The organism is Halomonas sp. AOP43-A1-21 (genome assembly GCF_052376775.1).
Taxonomy (GTDB): domain Bacteria; phylum Pseudomonadota; class Gammaproteobacteria; order Pseudomonadales; family Halomonadaceae; genus Vreelandella; species Vreelandella colorata.
Genome location: NZ_JBQSWC010000026.1, coordinates 36,526 through 56,890, shown reverse-complemented (window position 1 = coordinate 56,890; position 20,365 = coordinate 36,526). Strand labels below are relative to the sequence as shown.

The window sequence follows — 20,365 nt, the reverse complement described above, 5'->3', positions numbered from 1 at the left end:
AGACGATAGATATTCGGTGTTGACCTGGGTGTTAAAACACTTCTTCGTTGTGCAACGCTTCGGCCGCGCCCAATAAACCGGTCCAGGGAGCGGTGACGACCCATATGGGGATATCAGCGTTATAGGAACCCATGCGGCCTTTATTGATATACGCGCTGCAGAGTTCGCTTTTCGGCAGCCAGTCCAGCAGGCGGGGAATGATGCCGCCACATAGATAAACCCCGCCGCGCGCGCCCATGGTCAGCGTTGCGTCGCCACATACATCGCCCAGGATTTTTAGAAACCGCAGCAGCGTCCGGCAAGCGATTTCATCACCCTGGTTAGCGGCCTGAGTGACTTCGGCCGCGGTGGTAAAACCTGACGCTACGCCATCAAGGGCACAGTGCGCGGCATAAAGATCCACGATTCCCTGACCGCACAGCATGCGTTCTACACTTACGCGTGAATAGTGCTTGTGCAGCTCATCAAGCAGCTTACGCTCGTAGGTGTCGGTGGGCGCAAACGTCACGTGGCCGCCTTCCGTAGGTAGCGGGACCCAGGCGTGCAGCCCAGGAAATACGCCCGCGACCCCCAATCCTGTACCCGGGCCGATCACCAAACGCGAGGCATGCGCTTGGGTGGTGCCGGCCTTTACTTCCACTAGATCCTGTTCAGGCACGTGGGGAATGCCGAGCGCCTGTGCAGTAAAGTCATTAATGACCTTAAAAAGTGACAGGTTCAGCGCCTGCTGAACCTCGCTTTTTAAAAACTGCCAGTGGTTGTTGGTCATTTTGACCTGCTCGGCGTGTACCGGGCAGGCAAACGCCAAACAGGCTTCGGTGGGCGCGTTATTGCCGGTAGCGCCCACCTGACTTAAGTAGTCCTGAGCAGCTTCAACCACACCTGGATAGTCGGCGCAGGGCAAATTGATAATCTGCTGGGGGGCCGTTTGCCCCGGGGTTACTAACGCGAAACGAGCGTTAGTTCCCCCGATATCGCCAATGAGAGCGGGTCGGCTCATTGGTCCTCCTGCTCAATTTTTTCAAGCTCGCGCGACAGCACTTCGGCTTCGAAGCCGCCAAACACACCGGCGCCTTCTTCGGCTTTGGTCGCCAGGTGGCGGAAGCCGCCAAATAGTTCACGGCCCATGCCGAAGTGACTGTGTTCAAGATTGACCTGTGCACAGGGGCGGGCATTGAACGTGGCGGCATCCACCAGCACGTTAAGCTCGCCGGTTTCGGCATCCAGGCGCACGATATCGCCATCCTGAAGCTTGGATAACGGCCCGCGATCAACCGCCTCCGGCGTTACATGAATGGCGGCAGGCACTTTGCCCGATGCGCCCGACATACGGCCATCGGTGACCAGGGCAACTTTAAAGCCCTTGTCCTGCAACACGCCCAAAAACGGCGTGAGCTTGTGAAGTTCGGGCATGCCGTTGGCTTTAGGGCCCTGGAAGCGCACCACGACGATCACATCGCGATCCAGCTGGCCGGATTCAAACGCCGCTTTGACCTGATTCTGGTCATCAAACAGCTGAACCGGCGCTTCTACCACGCGGTGGGCCTGCTTGACGGCGGAAATCTTGATCACGCCCCGACCCAGGTTGCCGTCCAGCACGGTAAGCCCGCCGGTGGGTGAGAAGGGATTGCTGACCGGGCGGAGTACCTCTGAATCAAGGCTTGATTCAGGCCCTTCGCGCCAGGTGAGCTTGCCGTCTTCAAGGAAAGGCTCCTGGGTGTAGGCGCTCATGTCGGTGCCAAACACCGTAGGAATGTCGCCATGCATAAGCCCGGCTTGAAGCAGCTCGCGAATCAGCAGGCTCATGCCGCCGGCCGCCTGGAAGTGGTTCACATCCGCCTGGCCGTTGGGGTAGATACGCGTCATGCTGGGCACTACCGCTGAAAGCTCGGTGAAGTCATCCCAGTTGATGGTAATACCCGCCGCCGCCGCCATGGCGACCAGGTGCAAGGTATGGTTGGTAGAGCCGCCGGAGGCCAGCAGGCCGACCATGGCATTGACGATGGCACGTTCGTCGATCTGCTTGTAGAACGGGCGATAGTTGCCGCTCTGCTCGGTATTGCGAATCGCCTGCTCGGTGGCGTAGCGGGTGAGTGCTTCACGCAAAGGTGTGCCGGGGTTAACAAACGACGCGCCGGGCAGGTGCAGGCCCATCATTTCCATCATCAGCTGGTTGGAGTTGGCGGTGCCGTAGAAGGTGCAGGTGCCAGGGCTGTGGTACGACTGGGATTCGGCCTCCAGCAGTTCGTCTCGGCCAACCTTGCCTTCCGCATAGAGCTGGCGCACCCGGGCTTTTTCATCGTTGGGCAGGCCGGTCGTCATCGGCCCGCCAGGCACAAAGATGGCCGGTAGATGGCCAAAGCGCGCGGCACCAATAAATAGCCCAGGCACGATCTTGTCGCAGATCCCCAGATACAGCGTCGCATCGAACATGTTGTGGGAAAGCGCGACGGCTGTTGCCATGGCAATCACATCGCGGGAGAAAAGCGATAGCTCCATGCCGGGCTGGCCCTGGGTCACGCCGTCGCACATGGCGGGCACGCCGCCGGCAAACTGGGCGGTTGAACCCATTCCCCGGGCGGCTTCTTTAATAACCGCGGGGTAATCTTCAAAGGGCCGATGGGCTGACAGCATATCGTTATACGACGATACGATGCCCACGTTGGCGCTATTGGTTAACTTGAGGCGGCCTTTATCGGTAGGTACGTCACAACCGGCAAAGCCGTGCGCCAGGTTTCCGCAGGAAAGCTCACCACGGTGCACGCCTTGCTTATGCTGGTCGGCCATATGCGCTTCGTAAAGCGCACGCCGCTGCCGGGAACGCTCGCGTATACGTTGAGTAACCTCGGCGACGGTGGTATTTAACGTAGCAGGTGTTGGGCTCGGCATAAGGACCTCTGCATGATAGAAACGGCACGATTTGTGTAGTTATTTTACATACTAATGCGCGAAATTAAGAGTTTTAAAAGCGTAACAGAACCAATCGCGTAGTTTTATTACTCTATGTTGATAAAAACGGTTGATAAAAACGGTTGGTAAGACAGTTGATAAAAACAGCTGGTAAAGACAGTTGGTAAAAGAACGTCTTGCTCATTAAAAGCTAACCACGTGCAGTGCACTTCACGTGGTTAGCCCAGCGTAGGCCTCTGAATGAAACCTAGTATAGCGTATGCCGGTGCTCTCTCAGGCAATGCCGCCCCATAAGGCTATCGGCTCTCCACTTCGTCGCGTTTGATCTTGAAGAACATCGCATAAAACGTGGGAACGGCAATCAAGGTCAATATAGAGGCAAACAGCAAACCGCCCATGATGGTTACGGCCATGCTGTTGAAGAATGCATCCCATAAAAGCGGAATCATGCCCAGTATCGTCGTGCCCGCGGCCAGAAAGACCGGCCTCAAACGGCTGATGCTGGCATCCACCAGAGCGGTAAAGCGCGCGGTGCCCGAGCGTATCTGTTCATCAATCTCGTCCACCAGGACGATGGCGTTTTTCATCAGCATGCCCGAAAGGCTCAGCATGCCGAGCAATGCGGTAAACGAGAAGGGCAGGCCGGTGATTAAAAGCCCAATCACCACCCCGCATACTGACATGGGCACCACCAGCCATACGATCAGCGGCTGCCTAAGCTTGCCAAACAGCAGAATCGAGGTGAGTACCATGATCAAGAAGCTTACCGGGAGCTGCTCGCCCAACGACGCCTGGGCATCGCCCGAGTTCTCGTGCTCGCCACCCCACTCAAGCGTGTAGCCGGGCGGCAGTTCGATAGCCTCGATTTCCGAGCGCACGGCATCAAATGCCTGGGCGGCGGTATAGCCCTTGTCGGGCTCGGCGCCGACCGTCAGGGTTCGCACGCGGTTGCGCCGCTCAATCAGCGCTTCCTCTGCGCGTATTTCAAAATCGTCGACCACCTGGGTGATCGGCACGAACTGCTGCTGTGCTTCGCTGTAGATCTGGCGGTCGCGTAAAAGCGCCACATCATCACGCTCGGCCTGGGGGGCGCGTGCGATGATGGGAATCAAGTGCTCGCCCTCGCGGTAGGTGCCCGCGCGAATGCCGGAGGAGGCGAACTGCAGTGTCTGGGCGATATCTTCGCGGGTAACGCCGGCAATACGCGCGCGCTGCTCGTTGATGATCGGCGCCACGACAAGCTCCTGCTGGCGCCAGTCGATACGTTCATCGATCAACAGCGGGTTGGCCGCCATGCGCCGGCGGGCCTCGTTACCCAGCTCACGCAACACCTCGGCCGAGGGGCCTTGAAAGCGTGCTTCGATATCCGCGCCGTCGCCCGGGCCGAACTGCAGCCGTTGGGTGCGCACCTGGGCGTTGGGATAGCGCTCGTTTAGCTCCTTGTAAAACTCCCGGTCGAGCGCGTCGATGGCGTCAAGTTCGTTGGTGCGAATGATGAACTGCGCGTAGCCGGTATTGGGCTGCTCCGGGGAGTAGGTAAGCATGAAGCGCGTCGCCCCCCGGCCCACGAAGCTTGCCACGGACACCTCGTCCTCGTGTTCGAGAATATATGCCTCAATCTCGCCAACATCACGAATCGTTGCGCGGATATCCGTGCCCTGGGGCAACTCGTAATTGATAAAGAAAAGCGGCGTACTGGAGTCTGGAAAGAACGACTGCGGCACCAATGTGAATGCCCACATGCACACCCCGGTGAGTACCACCAGAGCCGTCACGGTGATAATGCGCAGTTTAAGCGCCGCCAGCAGCAGCATCCGGTAGGTGCGATAGACAATCCCGCCGTAGCCGCGGTCTTCGTTGTCTTCGTCGCGCTGTTCGCTGCTTTCCTCGCCTGGGTCTTTTTCTTGGTCTTGGTCTTGGTCTTGGTCTTGGTCTTGGTCTTGGTCTTGCTCTTCGTCTTTCTCTTCACCTTTCTTGCGCAGCAGAAAGTAGCCAAACAGTGGGGTCACGGTCAGTGCCAGCAGCCAGCTCAGCATTAATGAAACGAGAATGACGATAAACAGGGAGAACATGAACTCCCCGGTCACATCGCTTGAGAGGCCAATGCCGGCGAAGGCCATGATGCCGATCAGCGTGGCGCCCAATAGCGGTATCTGAGTGCGTTTGGCGGCAGCGCTTGCTGCGCGCTTGGCCTTCATGCCGCGCTTGATATTGGTGACCATGCCTTCGGCCACCACGATGGAGTTATCCACCAGCATGCCCATGGCGATGATCAGCGCGCCCAGCGATATGCGCTCCATCTCGATATTGAAAATACCCATGACAAACAGCGTGCCCAGCACGGTCAGCAGCAGCGTACTGCCGACCACTACGCCGACCTTCCAACCCATGACCAGACACAGCACCGCGATCACGATGGTCACCGACATGGCCAGGTTGATCAGAAAGTCATTGATAGCGTCGTTGACCACGTTGTGCTGTTCGTAAAGCGGATGCAGCTCCACGCCGAGAGGAATCCGGCTTTGCAGCTGCTCCATGCGTGCTTCTACCGCCTCGCCGATTTCGATGATGTTTTCAGTGGCGATACCGGCGATGCCCAAAGTAAACGCTGGCTCGCCGTTATAGTGCATGATGTGGTCGGGAATATCGGACGGCTGACGGTAGATCGTCGCGATATCGGCAAGCGCGACCTGCTCAGTGGTGCCGGGTCGGCCGATGCGGATGGATTCCAGAAGCGTCGTGCTATCGATATTGGAACGCGCCACCAGGCGCACCTGTCGATCGCCCGTTCTGAGCGTGCCCGCATCTTCCACAGCGTTCTCGGTCTGGATGGTGTTGATGACCTGCTCGATGGGAATGCCCAGCGTCGTCAGCCGCTCATTGGAGATATCGATGTAGATGCTCTCTTCGCGCTCGCCGGCGGTGGTGACCCGGGCTACTCCCGGCACGGCCAGTATTTCGCGCTGAAGAAATGTCGAGATATCGCGCACTTCCCGGGCGGAGAACCCTTCGGCCGTGACGGCGTAAAACAGCCCGTATACCTCGCCAAAGTCGTCGTTCACCTGAGATGCAAGAGCCCCCTGAGGCAAGTCAGACTGGGCATCGTTGACCTTGCTGCGTAGCTCGTCCCAGATCTGCGGCAACTGGTTGCTGCCGTAGTTGTCCTGGATCTCGACCTGAATCTCCGAGCGGCCCGGCAGCGATTTGGAGTCGAGCACGTCGAGCTGCTCCATCTCTTGAATCGCGCGCTCCAGGCGCTCGGTAACCTCTTCTTCCACCTCTTCGGCGGTTGCGCCGGGGTAAGGAGTATTGATGATGGCGTAAGGAATGGTAAAGGAGGGGTCTTCGAGCTTGCCAACGGTATTGAATCCCCAGATGCCGCCCAGCAGACAGATCACCACAATCAGCCACGTGTTGATCGGTTTCTCGATCGAACGTTTTGCAATATCCATGCGGCCCCCTTAAAGCGCGGCGTCGAGCGGTTTGACCTGCATGCCATCGCGCAGCAGATGAACGCCGGTGGCCACCACTCTTGAGCCAGCCTCAAGGCCTGCGGTAATCATTACCTGGTCGTCGACCATCTCGCCCACGCTGACGCGCTGCGGGGCCACCGTGCCTTCGTCTGGATCAAACACCCATACCCGAAACTCGCCGTCTGCGTCGTTATCCAGGGCGCTGCTGGGCAGGGTGATCAAGGGGCTATCGATCTGTGCTTCCGGTTGGATGTAGACCGTGGCGGTAGTGCCGGGCAGGGCGATAATGCCATTGCCCGCCGGGGCGAACTCGACCTCGAACGTCTGGGCAACGTCATCGGGCTCGGTGACGTGCTCGCGGTACTCAAGCGGAATGCGTTGGCCCGGGAGGGTGGCAATCTCCGCCTCGGCGCTGAAGTGTCGGCCGTTCTCCAGGTGCTGCATCAATGCCTGGGGCACATTGAAACGAATGCGCAGTTCTGAAACATCCTGAATGCGCACGACTTCGGTATTGGGTGGAACAGTGGTGTATTTCTCGACCAGACGCCGGGCGATCAGCGCATCAAACGGGGCGTGAAGCGTGGTGTAGGCGAGTTCCTGACGAGCGCTGTCGAGCTGGGTTTCGGCGCGCTCGGCCTCGGCAATGGCGGCATCGAGTGCAGACTGGGAAACCGCCCCCTGAGCGCGTAGGTTGCGCTGGCGGTTCAGGTTGCGCCGGGCCTGCTCATACTCGGCTTCAGCGGCGCGCACCTGTAGTGCGTAGTCGGTCTGGTCCAATTGGGCGATCAGCTCACCCTGGGGTATTACCGCCCCCTGTACGGCGGGAAATTCGGTGATCCGCCCGCCGACCTGAAAGGCGTAGTTCACCGTGCTTCGTGCATCGACCCGGCCCACGAAACGGCGTCCGGGGTAAACCGCTTGCTGGCTTGCCTCTACTAGCTTGACTACCTGTGCGGGGCGCTCTTGCTGCTCTTCGTCGTCACCGCAGCCGGCCATTATCAACGGTGCAATAAGTAAAAAGATCCCTAAAAAAACCGGCTTCATGCGCTGCCTCCCTGCAAGCGGTTAACATGTCCCAATGGTGTTATTACGTCAGCCACCTACTATAGTTGTTGGCTGAAAAAAGGCGAACAGTCGTTTAAATTTTTAATTGAGAGTAACACTTAAGCGAAATCAATAAAGGCGCACAGGTAAGCCAATAAAAAGCAAGGAGAATTAATGAAGAAGGGATGCACAAGAAGCCGTTGGACGGGCATCGCGCTGGCGCTACTTCTCAGTGGTTGTGCGGTGGGACCGGACTACCAGGCGCCAGAACTCGAGCTACCTGAAACTTGGCCTGAGCATATCGAGCTTAGCCAAACCGAGCGCATGGATTGGCGCAACTGGTGGCGCCAATTCGATGACCCGGCGCTCACCGCGCTTGTGGAGCGCGCCACCCAGGATAATCTGGAGCTTGCCGTTCAGCTGGCGCGAATTCAGGAGGCGCGCGCCCAGCTCGGCTTTGCCGATGCCGAACTGTTTCCAAGCGTTGGGTATCAGCTGGAGGCCAACCGCGAGCGCACGCCCGGTGCCTCCATTCCGATCGACATCGAGCCGGTGCAGGATCTGATTACCTCGACCAGTAACCAGTTTTCTCTGGCAGGAAGCCTTGAGTACGAGTTTGACCTATGGGGGCGGCTTGCCCGTCAGCGCGAAGCGGCGCTGGCCACGTTCAGCGAAAGTCTGTTTGCCCGGGACGCCGCCGAAATCGGGGTGATTGCCGATGTGGTCACCACCTATTTTGATCTCAAGAGCGCCCAGTACCAGCAGGATATTCTGGAGCAGACCGAAGCCACCTACGAAGAAACCTACCGCCTGCAGAAGCTGCGTTATGACGTGGGCGATATCAGCGAGCTTGCTTTTCGTCAGGCCGAGGCCGAGTGGCGAGGCGTGCGTACCGAGCTTCCCCAAGTGAAACAGCAGGTGGAAACCCTGAAAGGGGCGCTGGCGATTCTGGTGGGGCTCACCCCACGTGAACTGATGAGCGAGCTCGATTACGGCGATACGCATCTGGTGGAAATTGCCGAACCCCAGCGGCTACCGCGCCTTCTGCCCTCGGAACTTATTCAGCGCCGTCCGGACATTCGCTCCGCCGAAGCCACGCTGATCGCTGCCAATGCCGGGGTGGGCGTGGCTGAAGCCGCCCGGCTTCCCTCGATCAACCTCAACGCCTCCATTGCCAGCGTGGCCGCCGATACCAGCGACCTGTTCACCGACAACGCCCGCGCCTGGGGCCTGGGGGCATCGATCGTCGGCCCGCTTCTGGATTTCGGCCGCAGCCGCGCCAATGTGGAGATTGCGCGATCCCAAGTGGAGCAAGCCGATGCCCAGTACCGGCTGACCGTACTCACCGCTTTTAACGAAGTGCGCGATGCGTTGAATAACTTCGAGCTGACCGATCAGCGTGTCGATGCGGTGGACGCGCAGCTTGCCGCGGTCTCGCGCGCCCGCGATCTGGCGGTGCTGATGCATGACCAGGGCCAGACAAGCATGCTCGAACGTCTGGATGCCGAACGCTCGCTGCTCTCAGCCAAGCTTGACCGCGCCGAGGTGCAAAGCGAGCGCCTGACCGCCGTGGCCACGCTGTTCAAGGCGCTGGGTGGGGGCTGGAAGGAAAGCACCTCAACCGCCGGGGAAGAGACGATCTAACCGCCCCTCGCATGGCTTGCCTCAGTGAAAGAGCCACCCGCCAAGGCGCAAGTTTTGATACTATTTGCGCCTTTCGTCGCGGTTGACCTTTATCCTGCCCTGGAGCCTGCCATGCATTCCCTTATTGCCCAGATACAACCTGCTGATTGCGCTGCTGGCGACAGGGCGCGGGCTTATCTGGACACGCTTACCAAACCACCGGGAAGCTTGGGGATGCTGGAGCAATTGGCTATTCAACTTAGCGAAATCAGCGGTGAGCTTGCGCCTTCTATAACACCACCCGCCGTGATTGTATTTGCCGCTGACCATGGAGTCGCCGCTGAAGGCGTCTCGGCATTTCCTCAAGCCGTTACGGCGCAAATGGTAGCTAACTTTGCCAATGGTGGGGCAGCCATCAATGTGTTTGCTTGCCAGATCAATGCGCACTTGGAAGTGGTGGATGTGGGGGTGGTCAGCGATGTTGAGGCCCCTGGTGTGGTCGTTGATAAGATACGCCGCGCCTCGGGAAATATCGCGATCGAAAACGCCATGCTTCCCGAGCAAGCCGAGGCTGCGATTGAGGTGGGCATTAATGCCGTAACGCGTGCGCAAAAAGCCGGCTGTCGCAGTGTGATTGTAGGCGAAATGGGCATTGCCAATACCACTGCCAGCAGCGCCATGCTGGCGGCCTTCACCGGCACGCCGGTCGCGCAGGTAGTGGGTGCGGGCACGGGGCTGGATAGCCAGCAGCAAACGCATAAAGTCGATGTCATTCAGCGCGCATTAGCAGCGCGCGTATACCAAACTGATGAGCCGTTAAGCGTATTGACCGCGTTGGGCGGGCTTGAAATTGCCGCGATGACCGGCGCTTATCTAGCCGCAGCCGCTTACCGACTGCCCGCGATTGTGGATGGCTTTATTGCGAGCGTCGCGGCACTTGCTGCCTGTCGAATTTGCCCTGCCGTGCGCGGTTATCTCATTTTTGGCCACCGCTCTGAAGAGCCTGGGCACGGCGTGGTGCTAGATGCGCTTGAAGCAACCCCGCTGCTTGCTTTGGGCATGCGCCTGGGCGAGGGCAGTGGCGCCGCGCTGGCATTCCCGTTGCTTCAGGCCGCCACCGCCATGATGGCTGAGATGGCGACGTTCACCTCGGCAGGTGTCGCGGACAAAGCGCCGTGACCCTTATGCTGCTTATCACGCTCGCCATTGGCTTGGATTTACTCATAGGCGATCCACGCTCTTTACCGCATCCCGTCGTTGTCATCGGCCGCATGATCAGCTTTTTGGAAAAGCGCTGGAACCAGGGCACGCCCACCCAGCGAAAGCGGCGGGGCTTTCTACTCACCGCGACGGTAGTGATAAGCGTATGGGGAATAAGCTGGGTGGTGCTTGCGCTGTTGACGGCCATTCATCCCTGGCTTGGGTTGGCCGCAGAGCTTTGGCTGCTGACCACTACCCTTGCCATTAAAGGGTTGGCGGATGCGGGGCGTGCCGTGGCAGCACCGCTTATGCGAGGTGATTTGCCAGGCGCACGCCAGGCGCTTTCCATGATAGTGGGGCGCGATACGGCAAAGCTTGATGAAGCGGAAATTACCCGCGGTACGGTGGAAACCGTGGCAGAAAACACGGTGGATGGCATCACCGCACCGCTGCTTTTTGCCATGCTGGGTGGCGCGCCTTTAGCGCTGGCTTATAAGGCGATCAATACGCTTGACTCAATGGTCGGGTATCGTAACGAGCGCTATGAAAACTTCGGCTTTGCGTCGGCCAAGCTAGACGATATCGCCAACTGGCTGCCCGCCCGGTTAACGGCGGGTTGCCTTTGGCTGGGTGGCGTTGTATTGACTGCGGTAACAACCAAGCCGCTGCATTGGCGGGGCGCGCTGCGTGCTACCTGCCATGAAGCGCCGCGCCATCCAAGCCCCAATGCCGGTTGGCCGGAAGCCATGGTGGCTCGGCTACTGGGCGTGCAGCTGGGCGGTATTAACACCTATCAGGGAATTGTCTCGCGCCGCGCGCCGCTCGGCGAACCTTTAGAGCCGCTTAACGTAACGCATATTAATATCACCATTGCGCTAATGCATATGGCTTGGCTGCTGTTCCTGGGGCTGATGTGGATATGGATATTGCTGATGCATGCAGTGTGAATATTATGTGTGTGAGTGATAAACCGCCGCGTATCACAAGCGCAGGGAGGCGGCGAAATCTCTTCATACCTGTTGGCGACGCGTTATAGTGCACTTTTTTCGAGCAGAGCCTAATAATGCTTTGCGAAAGCGTGGGCTTGCCAGTAACGTATTTTTGAACGGCGGTTGCGCAACGGCATGCTTATTCGCCATCCCCATCGTGTTTCCGGTTTAAGCAGTGGCCGGGTGCGTATTGCGCTGTGTGATACAGGTTTAATCCATTGACTATTAACGGTGCTGAATGATTGTGTTTGTTAGTGGCGGTGCACGCTCCGGAAAAAGCGAGGTGGCCGAGCTGCACGTAAAACAGGCTGCCAGCGGGGGTAGCTGCTACTACATAGCCACCGCCGAGATTTATGACGCTGAAATGGCCGCCCGTGCAGCACGCCATCAATGCGCTCGGGATGCCCGCTGGATCACGCTTGAGGCACCGCTGGCCATTGACCAGGCAATTGCGCAGGTACCTGACGGTGCCGCCGTATTGCTGGACTGCTTGACGCTCTGGGCAAGCCAGGTTCTGTACGCCAGTGAGCTAACCGAATCCCAAGGCAAGATGCTTTTAGCAAAAAGCATACGTGATGCGCGGGCTCGTGGATTACAGCTGGTGCTGGTGTCCAATGACATTAACGAAGACTTACCCGCTCGTGACCCGGAAACCTGGCGCTATGTGGCCTTTTTGCAGTCGCTGCATTGTTGGCTTGCCGCTGAGGCTGACTCAGTGCTTGAAGTAGTCGCAGGCCGTGTCATCGAATGGAAGCCCAAGGCAACCGCATGCTGAAGAGTGCGCTTTACGGGTGCGTTCTGGCGCTTCAGTTTTTAACCCGGTTGCCGCTACCCATTGCCTGCCCGTGGAACTCTGAAACCCGCCGTTGGGCCATCCGTGCCTATCCCCTTGTTGGACTTTTTCTGGGCTGCCTATTGGCGCTGCTGGCGCTATTAATGCACAACGCACCCACGCCGATTACGGCGCTTGCGCTACTCAGCCTGTGGGTAGGCTTAAGTGGTGGCTTACACCTTGACGGAGTAATGGATTTAGCCGACGCGCTGGGCAGCAACCAGCCGCTGGCGCGCCGCTGGGAAATCATGAAAGACCCTCAGATTGGCAGCTTCGGCATATTAGCGCTGCTTTTCTTGTTAGCCTGGAAGGGCGTGTTGCTGTGGGCGCTACTGAGCTATAACGCGCCGCTGTGGTGGCTGATCGTTTTACCTGCCCTGGGCCGTTGGGGCGGCGCAGCGCTGTTGATATTAACGCCCTGTGCGCAGTCAAAAGGGCTGGCTTGGGCCTGGAAGCAATCGCTTGGCGTGCATGACGTATGGCTTTCGCTAGTGCCTTTGCTGGCACTGGCGCTTTTTTACCCAGGCATCATTGCAATGCTGATCGCCACTGGCGTACTAGTGGGCGGCTGCCGGTGGGCGCTGGTAAAACTGTTTCAGGGTATTAACGGTGATATGGTGGGCGCTACGATTGAAGGAGTGGAACTATGGCTGATGGGATTAATGTGGAGCTGGTGGTGGTTCGCCATGGCATCACCGCCTGGAATGTAGAGCGCCGCTATCAGGGGCAGCGTGATATCCCGCTGCTCTTTCCCGAAGCCGAAGAAGGGCTTTTAGCACTACGTGCAGGGTTGGCCGATGAGCAGTTTGACGCGATCTACTCAAGCGATCTTCGTCGCTGCCAGCAAACCCTTGAGTGGGTGCAAGCGGCCAAACCGGGCGTACCGCTAAGCCTGGAACCCCGTCTGCGTGAGCTGCACTTTGGCGAGTATGAAGGCAAAGTATACGACGAGTTAAAAGACCTGCCGCATTATCGCGCCTGGATCGATAGCGTAGGCGAGCTGCAGATCCCCGGCGGGGAGTCAGCGGCCCAGTTACGTGAACGTCTGGACCTATGGCTTGCCGATGTGGCAGCGGATGCCCTGGCACATGGGTATCGAAAAGTTCTCGCCGTGACCCACGGTGGGGTTATTCGAGAGCTACGCCGACGTTTTGAAACCATCGATTTTTGGGAGGGTACCGTACTTCAAGCCCAGGGACGACGCTGGGAATTGACGTATCAACCGGACGTTAATGGGCAAGGAGAGTGGCTATGCAAGTGTTCATCGGTGGTGCCTGTTCCGGTAAGCGAAGTGTTGTAAAAAAGCGCTTTCCAAGTGCCGTATGGTGGCGGCTGTCACCCGGCCAGCGGTTACGCGAATGTGTAGGCATAATGCTACCCGGCACGCCGCTGGTAGTGCACGGCGTACTGGGTTGGTTAACGGCGACCATTGAATCGGATGTAGGTAGCGACGATTGGCGCGCGCAGTGGTGCGATGATCTAAACGAGCTTCAGCAGTCCGCGCAAGCGAACCACGTTACCCTGGTGATGATCGTTAAAGAGGTCGGGCGCGGCATAGTGCCCATGGAGCGCCAGCAGCGCCGCTTACGCGATTTGAACGGCTGGTTTTGCCAGGACGCCGCTGAGCGTGCCGAACACGTTTGGTATGTGCGCCATGGGTTGGTGCAGGCGTTAAATAAGTAATGCTATGTATTTATAAATTCAAATCTTTTAGTTTTTTGTAAGAAATATCTTACTTGCTTGTAAGACATTGGCGCTTCGTGTCGTGAATGGGTTGCCCTTTAGACTAATGCCGTTACCCTGATTGTTTCTCATTTTTGAGTCTCGGTCCAAGGAGCGGCACGATGGCAGACGGCACTGGCCTACAATTCACCTTAAAGCTACCCGGCGTTGATGATGCCGCTGTCATCGATTTTGCCTACCGAGAAGCGCTTTCTCAACCGTTTGAGCTGGGGCTAAATTTTGCCAGTCGCGATAGCCGCTTAAGCGCAACCGAATTACTTGACCAACCCGCCACACTCACTATCTGGCAAGATAGCAAGCCGCTACGCTACGTAAACGGCATGATCAGTGAGTTTATTCTAGCCGACCGTGGTCACCGGCGCACATTCTACTCTGTCAGGCTTAGCCCTTCGCTATGGCGCCTTTCGCTACGCCAGAACTCGCGTATTTTTCAAAAAGTGGACCCACTCTCCATCATCAATACCCTGTGTAGTGAACGGGGCATTAATGACGTGGTTTTTAACGTGATCCGCGAACCGTTAGAGCGAGAGTACTGCGTACAGTATCGCGAAACAGACCTCGCCTTTATCGAGCGCCTGGCGGCGGAAGAAGGGCTGTTTTACTACCATACTTTTGAAGAAGGCGCCCATCGGCTGGTATTTGCCGACGACCCGCGCCTGCTTGGCCACGTAGGGCAGCGTACCTACCACAGCCGCGCCGGAGGCACCGCGCCGATTCGCCATGTGCGAAAGCTTCGCCAGACCGCTCGCGTAGCGGCGGCTTCCGCCACGTTGAAAGATTACACCTTCAAGAACCCGGCTTATGCCCAGTTGCACGAACACGTGGGCCGCGACGTTGAACAGCACGGCCAGCGCAGCGACTACGAACATTTCGATTACCCTGGCCGCTATAAAGAAGACGCCTCTGGTAAGCCGTTTACGCGCATACGTGTAGAACATCTGCGCCGTGAAGCGCTCACTGCCCAGGCAGAAAGCGACCTGCCGGAACTCGCGCCGGGGCTGCGCTTCACGCTGGCCGACCACGATACCGAAAGCCTCAACCGCGACTGGCAGCCCATCGAGATCCTCCACCACGGCGAACAGCCCCAGGCACTTGAAGAGGACAGCGTCGGCCATTTCGACGCTAACGGCATGACGCGATATTTCAATCAGGTCACGCTCATTCCTGGCGACACACCCTGGCGAGCGACGCCCAACCCCAAACCGCGCGTGGATGGCCCTCAGGTCGCCTTCGTGGTGGGGCCGGAAGGTGAAGAGATTCACTGCGACGAACACGGCCGGGTCAAGGTCCAGTTCCCCTGGGACCGCTACGCCGAACCTAATGAAACCGCCAGCTGCTGGGTGCGGGTAGCCCAGGACTGGGCGGGCGGTGGCTACGGGGCCATGGCCATTCCGCGCATCGGCCACGAGGTGATCGTTTCATTTTTAGAAGCTGACCCGGACCAGCCGCTGGTGACCGGGCGTACCTATCACGCCGTCAACCAGCCGCCCTATGCGCTACCGGAACACAAGACCCGCACGGTATTGCGTACCCAAAGCCACAAGGCCGAAGGCTTCAACGAACTGCGCTTTGAAGATGAAGCGGGTGAGGAGCAGATCTGGCTACACGCCCAGAAAGACCTGGAGCTTTTGACGCTGAATGATCGCACTGAAGAGATTAAGCGCGACAGCCACCTCAAGGTGCACAACGACCGTATCAGCGAGATCGACAACGACGATCATGAAACGATGCACGGCAAGCGCCATACGCATATCAAAAACAATGACCACCACATCGTCGACACCACCCAGCACCAGAAACTCGGCCAGGCCCATCTGGTCGAAGCCGGGCAGGAGGTGCACCACAAGGCGGGTATGAAAGTGGTCATCGACGCCGGTGCCGAGATCACCCTGAACGTCGGCGGCACCTTCATGAAACTCGACGCCAGCGGGGTCACCATCGTGGGGCCTCAGGTCAAGATCAACGCGGGGGGTAGTCCGGGGAATGGGACGGGGCAAGCGGCGCAGCCTCCTAAACGTCCGCCGGTGTTGGAGGGTAAGGATCATGATCGGGTTGAGGCGATTGGGCATTCGCCGGTGTTGACGCCGATTCACCATGCCGCGCAGCTCAAGTCACTGCTGAAAGCCCCCGCCTACTGCGATATTTGTGAAGCGCCCAGCGATCAACAAGGGGAACGCTAAATGCGGACTTTCTCTACCGCGACGCACGCACTGATCGATGGCGTGCGGTATCCCGATGCCCTGAAACGCTTGTATCGCCGTGACGATGTCGAAGAGATCGAGCCGCTTTACCTCGCTACCCGCTGGAGCGATCTGGCCGAGCATGGCCCCATTGTGGTCAAACTCAAGCGACAAGGTTTGCTCAGTGAAGCCAATGATAGTCAAGACAACACGCTGTATCGGGCTCTCTCGTTTATCAATAGCCAAGCGGATACAGGGCAGCTTAGCCGCCATTTTCGCCGATTTATTACCTTCAAAGGCGCGGCTGGCCAGGAGCAACTGCTGCGTTTTGCTGATCCGCTGGTCACGCGCTTATGGTTGGAAAGTTACGCCGGGGCGCTGCTCCCTTCCCTGATGGGGCCTATCACTACCTGGTGGGTCGCCCACTGGTCCCCCAACTGGCGCGAGCAACGAACGTTCTCATGGCAGGCGTTTCAACGGAGCGACGATTCGTCTTCGGGAAATGCCCGTGTAGTCTCCAACAGCGCCCAGGCGCCCGATTTTCTACCCATGGCACACGCGCAATACGACGCATTGGAGGCAGTCGCTCACTGGCAGCTGAAAGAGCGCCTGACCGACTACTTTAATGAACATGCACGTACCGCCTGGCACGCCCTGCCTGCTCAGTACCGGGGGCAGTGGCTGGATGCACAATTGGCACAGGCCAAGGCCTGGGGCGCCAATACGCACCGCCAGCTGGCTATCTGGGTGGACCTCAGCTTGCACTGGGGGAATGACTTTAGTATCGCCAGTGATGGGCTTTACCATCGCTGGCGAGAACACGCCGCTGACGGCGCCCATCTCTCGGCGCAAGAGCAGCTGTATGCCATGGATCGTTGGAGCCGCACGCCCGCCGCGGATAGTGTTCCCTCTACTTCCCATCACACCGTCGCGACCCAAACACCACCTATCAATAATGAGGCCGCCCATGGCTAACACGGATGCTCAGGCGCAATCGCGCGATGCCGCCTTTGATGAAACGCCCATGGGAGGCGGTGTCTGCCCGCTGTTACTCGACATCGATATTTTTCCCGTACGTTATGCCATTGATGAGGCCCCCACCGAGGCAGGGGCGCCCGCGCCGCATCCGATTGCGGAAGAGTGGCAGGGCCCGGGTTATCCCGAGATCGACACCCGTGATTACACGCTACGGCAGTTGCGGGATGGCTGGCTGTACGTCTGGGTAAGCGAGGAAGGGGAGACGCGTATTGATGAGTACCTTATAGAGGGTGCCACATTCAATGGTGATCCCCATCTCACCTACTCCACCGGTATCTCCATCGCCATGGCGTACTCTTCCGTGAAATGGACCGAGCGCATTAACGAATATGTGCTGGAGAACGCGGATGTTCGTCAACGTATCATGCGCTCCGTCAATTTAAGCGCGGCGGTTAATACAACCACCAGCGCATCATTCTCCGCCCATGCCGGCCCGATCGCGCAGCTTGGCGAGCATGTGGCGGATATTACCCCCGATGGCGCGGTGGATGGGTTTACCAGTACCACGGTCTCAACGGTGGAAAGGCAGGCGGCAACGGAAAATGGCGACAATAGCGGTGATGAAAATCATGAAGAGACAGGGGGGGAGAGTAACGCCGAGGCTGATGAGGAAAGCATTTATCGACTGCTTGAAGTCAAGCCGGAGATAACCCAGGCCAGCGTTCTTGCCAATATCGATAATCACGATGAAGCGATCTTTGTAGCCTTGGATGACGATTTGGGCATCGTCAACGACCTGGCCATGGCCCTGGTTGGACGTGAAATCGAACTAGAAGCTTTTCTAGATGAATACGGACATAAGCTCGAGACCGCGCAAGTCATCAAAGCGCTGTGCCTGATCGATATTGATGACTTGATCAGTGATGATATTCGACAAGACCCTGAGCGCTATCGCGAGATAACCGTCAAGACTGGTGAGTTGCTCGATGCCTTGAAAAACGTCACTAATGGATCGGACAATACGTTGCTCTATAGGGATCAGAGTGCCAGTCAGTTCCGTGAAGAGCTCATTGAGCTAGGCATGTCGAACCCACCTGATCGCAATAGCCCCCTATACGAAGAGTGGCATGGCAAAGAGCTTACCCGTCTGGACGTTAGGCTGGACGAGGCAATCGCCTTCCTGGCCGAAAAGGTGCCCCTACTTGAGCGACTACAGGATCATATCGAAAACAGTCTGGCCGACCTGATCATTTGGCTGGAACGCTTGCCGCTATCTGCTCAGGAACTCTGCTTCGATACTGTTGATGCTGAACAGAATCGGGCCATTCATGAATGCGGCTGTATGGCAATGGAAGCGCTCGGCGCGACACAAACAGGACGCGCATGGCTGGATGACACCTATCAAGCACGCGAATCGCTGATTGGTTTTGCGATGAGTAACTTCGACCCTGCGTTGACGACCGCGTTAGAAACCATCGTGCAACACTTCATCGATGAAGGTACCGAAGATGGGAAGCCAGCGGATAGCGGTGTAACGGCGACCAGCGCAGTGTCGCAGGTCAGCGCGGGTATCGGCGTGCTCAAACTGGATGTGGTGCAGAATCACCCAATATATAAGGCGTTAGCGCCGCCTGTAAAAGAAGCGTTTGAAACGCTGCGAGCGGATGTCAGTCGCTCGAACGCACGTATATGGGGAACGATTGGTTATCAGGTTTTGCCCTCCTTGAGCGCTAAAGGCCAAGTCTCATTGCAGAAAGCGGTAAAGTCACTGATGCATCCCTCGATGGTGGCGTTGGTACACCCCGACGTGATCTCTACAGAAATCGTCCTCGACCCTGAGTATGAGGCTAGGCATCGGGCGTGGCGGGAACAGGCATGGAAAATCACGGGAGACATTCACGACGAAAAACGGCGCAGCAAAAACGCGGATAGCGCTCAAAAGCGCGCGGCCAGCACCAGAACATTGGAGCGGCTTGAAGAACAGCGTTACGAGCATGCCTTTGATGAGCCCAAGCGTGTTACCGCCTCCGACGGTTCGCTGGATCAGAGCGCGTCAGGCAATCAAACGCGGGCCAATAACCTTACTAGTGCGGGTTATCACGAGCTTCGTTATCAGCATCAACTAAAATTGATGGACGGGGCCAGTGCCGCTCGCCGACACTTGGCAAATCGCGTTGAACAGTTGGGTGGTGGCTTGGCATTGTTAATCGCAGGGTTGAATCTTTACAACTTTATAGACGCCGCGCGTACCGCCCAAAAAGAGGGCGTAGATGAAGAGGATATGCGTAAACTGGCGGCGACCACCGGGGCGGCTACGGTAGCTGTTATGAGCCTATGGGTGATGCCGTTTTGGGATCGCGCAGCGAAAAGATCTTTCCGCTTTAATGGCAATATGACCCGACTTACGGATGCCTCTATAAGAGAATGGAACAGCAATGGTAGAAATGCGGCATCACGTATCGCCGCCAAGTTAGCGACTCGAATGGCGGGGTTATCGGCTATTGGAGCGATTGCTGCTGGGTTGGATGCACAGCAAAGCTATCGTGACTTGGGTAAAGCGACGAGTAGTCAAGAGTACTTGGCTCTTGGAGCCAAAACGCTAGCAGGAGTAGCTATTACCAGTATGGCTGTTATTCAGTTCGGTGGCGCTGTTCTGGGCCGCTGGTTTGCATTTGCCTGGATACTAGGGCCTCAGGTCGCTATTGCTCTCTTTGTCGCCGGGGTTATTCAATTGGTCGCTTCGAATTTTGCTGCACGCTATAAACGTGAAGGGATAAGGAAGTGGCTATATATTAGTACTTGGGGTCTGGGCGACCTAGAGTGGGAAGACAGTGACGAGGGCAATAAAAACGAGTGGAAGGCGTTAATGGAAATTCTGCTTCAACCTTCCGTGAAGTTGACCAGTGTAACTGATGTGGCATTTGACTCATCCAACATGAGCTATTACGGGGTGGGTGGTATTGCTAGAAGTTATCAAGGCTGCTGGGTGCAAATTGCTTTTCCCACTATGCTAGCGGGAGAAACAATTAAACTGTCTGAAAATGTTCGAGGTGGATTCTGGGCACCCACCGGCAGCTATGAGAAAAGCCCTTCTCAGCAAGGCGAGCGTGGCTCTGCACTACCTGCAGACGCTGACTATGACTCAAATCATGTGCGTGTTTGGCAGGCCTGGATACCTGCTAGCGAACAAGCAGAAAATGCTCCCTTTATCCTTACGGTGAGTTATGCCGAAACTTTGCTATCGGCAAACGAAGGCCGCTCAAATTATACCTTTTATAAAGTCGATGTCACCTCTGGCAAAAAAGAAATCGAACCTAATGATGATAAAAACCTTGGAATAACTGCGCCTACCCGTTTTACGCACACGGTTCCCATAACTACTGAAGAGTAAGG

At 57.4% G+C, this 20,365-nt stretch carries 14 protein-coding genes; 10 read left to right on the top strand and 4 right to left on the bottom strand.

Features of this window, described 5'->3' with window-relative positions; genetic code table 11:
• Positions 1-31 precede the first annotated feature (31 nt).
• The 4 genes from glk to ACT3R7_RS14545 all read right to left on the bottom strand — a co-directional run bounded on the left by glk (position 32) and on the right by ACT3R7_RS14545 (position 7,427).
• A complete protein-coding gene (glk, locus tag ACT3R7_RS14560; RefSeq protein ID WP_193092470.1) occupies positions 32-1,000 on the bottom strand; it encodes a glucokinase in 969 nt (322 codons plus the stop codon).
• A complete protein-coding gene (edd, locus tag ACT3R7_RS14555; RefSeq protein ID WP_192539094.1) occupies positions 997-2,889 on the bottom strand; it encodes a phosphogluconate dehydratase in 1,893 nt (630 codons plus the stop codon). The genes glk and edd overlap by 4 nt, the downstream gene beginning before the upstream one ends.
• Positions 2,890-3,206: 317 nt before the next feature.
• Positions 3,207-6,362, bottom strand: a complete 3,156-nt coding sequence (locus tag ACT3R7_RS14550) for an efflux RND transporter permease subunit (RefSeq protein ID WP_496199266.1) — start codon at positions 6,360-6,362, stop codon at positions 3,207-3,209.
• A 9-nt stretch (positions 6,363-6,371) separates the two neighbouring features.
• Entirely contained in the window at positions 6,372-7,427 is a 1,056-nt protein-coding gene (locus ACT3R7_RS14545) for an efflux RND transporter periplasmic adaptor subunit (RefSeq protein WP_193092472.1), read from the bottom strand.
• A gap of 174 nt (positions 7,428-7,601) precedes the next feature.
• Between ACT3R7_RS14545 and ACT3R7_RS14540 the strand changes: the two genes are divergently transcribed.
• From ACT3R7_RS14540 to ACT3R7_RS14495, 10 genes are all read left to right on the top strand, one after another.
• Complete coding sequence (locus ACT3R7_RS14540; RefSeq protein ID WP_018917415.1) at positions 7,602-9,071, top strand: efflux transporter outer membrane subunit; 1,470 nt, start codon at positions 7,602-7,604, stop codon at positions 9,069-9,071.
• Between the two features lie 111 nt (positions 9,072-9,182).
• On the top strand, positions 9,183-10,229 hold the full coding sequence (gene cobT / locus ACT3R7_RS14535) for a nicotinate-nucleotide--dimethylbenzimidazole phosphoribosyltransferase (protein ID WP_193092473.1): 1,047 nt from the start codon (positions 9,183-9,185) through the stop codon (positions 10,227-10,229).
• A gap of 5 nt (positions 10,230-10,234) precedes the next feature.
• On the top strand, positions 10,235-11,197 hold the full coding sequence (gene cbiB / locus ACT3R7_RS14530) for an adenosylcobinamide-phosphate synthase CbiB (RefSeq protein WP_193092482.1): 963 nt from the start codon (positions 10,235-10,237) through the stop codon (positions 11,195-11,197).
• 280 nt (positions 11,198-11,477) lie between these two features.
• Positions 11,478-12,014, top strand: coding sequence for a bifunctional adenosylcobinamide kinase/adenosylcobinamide-phosphate guanylyltransferase (locus ACT3R7_RS14525; protein WP_193092474.1), 537 nt, complete (start codon positions 11,478-11,480; stop codon positions 12,012-12,014).
• Positions 12,011-12,781, top strand: coding sequence for an adenosylcobinamide-GDP ribazoletransferase (locus ACT3R7_RS14520; protein WP_193092483.1), 771 nt, complete (start codon positions 12,011-12,013; stop codon positions 12,779-12,781). Before ACT3R7_RS14525 ends, ACT3R7_RS14520 begins: the two co-directional genes overlap by 4 nt.
• The gene (locus ACT3R7_RS14515; RefSeq protein WP_193092475.1) at positions 12,718-13,371 is read left to right on the top strand and encodes a histidine phosphatase family protein; all 654 of its coding nucleotides are present in this window, start codon (positions 12,718-12,720) and stop codon (positions 13,369-13,371) included. Before ACT3R7_RS14520 ends, ACT3R7_RS14515 begins: the two co-directional genes overlap by 64 nt.
• Positions 13,323-13,754 carry a bifunctional adenosylcobinamide kinase/adenosylcobinamide-phosphate guanylyltransferase gene (locus ACT3R7_RS14510; protein ID WP_193092476.1) on the top strand — a complete coding sequence of 144 codons (432 nt, stop codon included), beginning with the start codon at positions 13,323-13,325 and terminating at the stop codon, positions 13,752-13,754. Before ACT3R7_RS14515 ends, ACT3R7_RS14510 begins: the two co-directional genes overlap by 49 nt.
• 161 nt (positions 13,755-13,915) lie before the next feature.
• Complete coding sequence (locus ACT3R7_RS14505) at positions 13,916-15,994, top strand: type VI secretion system Vgr family protein (protein ID WP_496199265.1); 2,079 nt, start codon at positions 13,916-13,918, stop codon at positions 15,992-15,994.
• On the top strand, positions 15,995-16,969 hold the full coding sequence (locus ACT3R7_RS14500) for a DUF4123 domain-containing protein (RefSeq protein WP_193092477.1): 975 nt from the start codon (positions 15,995-15,997) through the stop codon (positions 16,967-16,969).
• Positions 16,962-20,363: a T6SS effector BTH_I2691 family protein gene (locus tag ACT3R7_RS14495; protein WP_496199264.1), complete on the top strand. Its 3,402-nt coding sequence runs from the start codon at positions 16,962-16,964 to the stop codon at positions 20,361-20,363. The genes ACT3R7_RS14500 and ACT3R7_RS14495 overlap by 8 nt, the downstream gene beginning before the upstream one ends.
• Positions 20,364-20,365 lie beyond the last annotated feature (2 nt).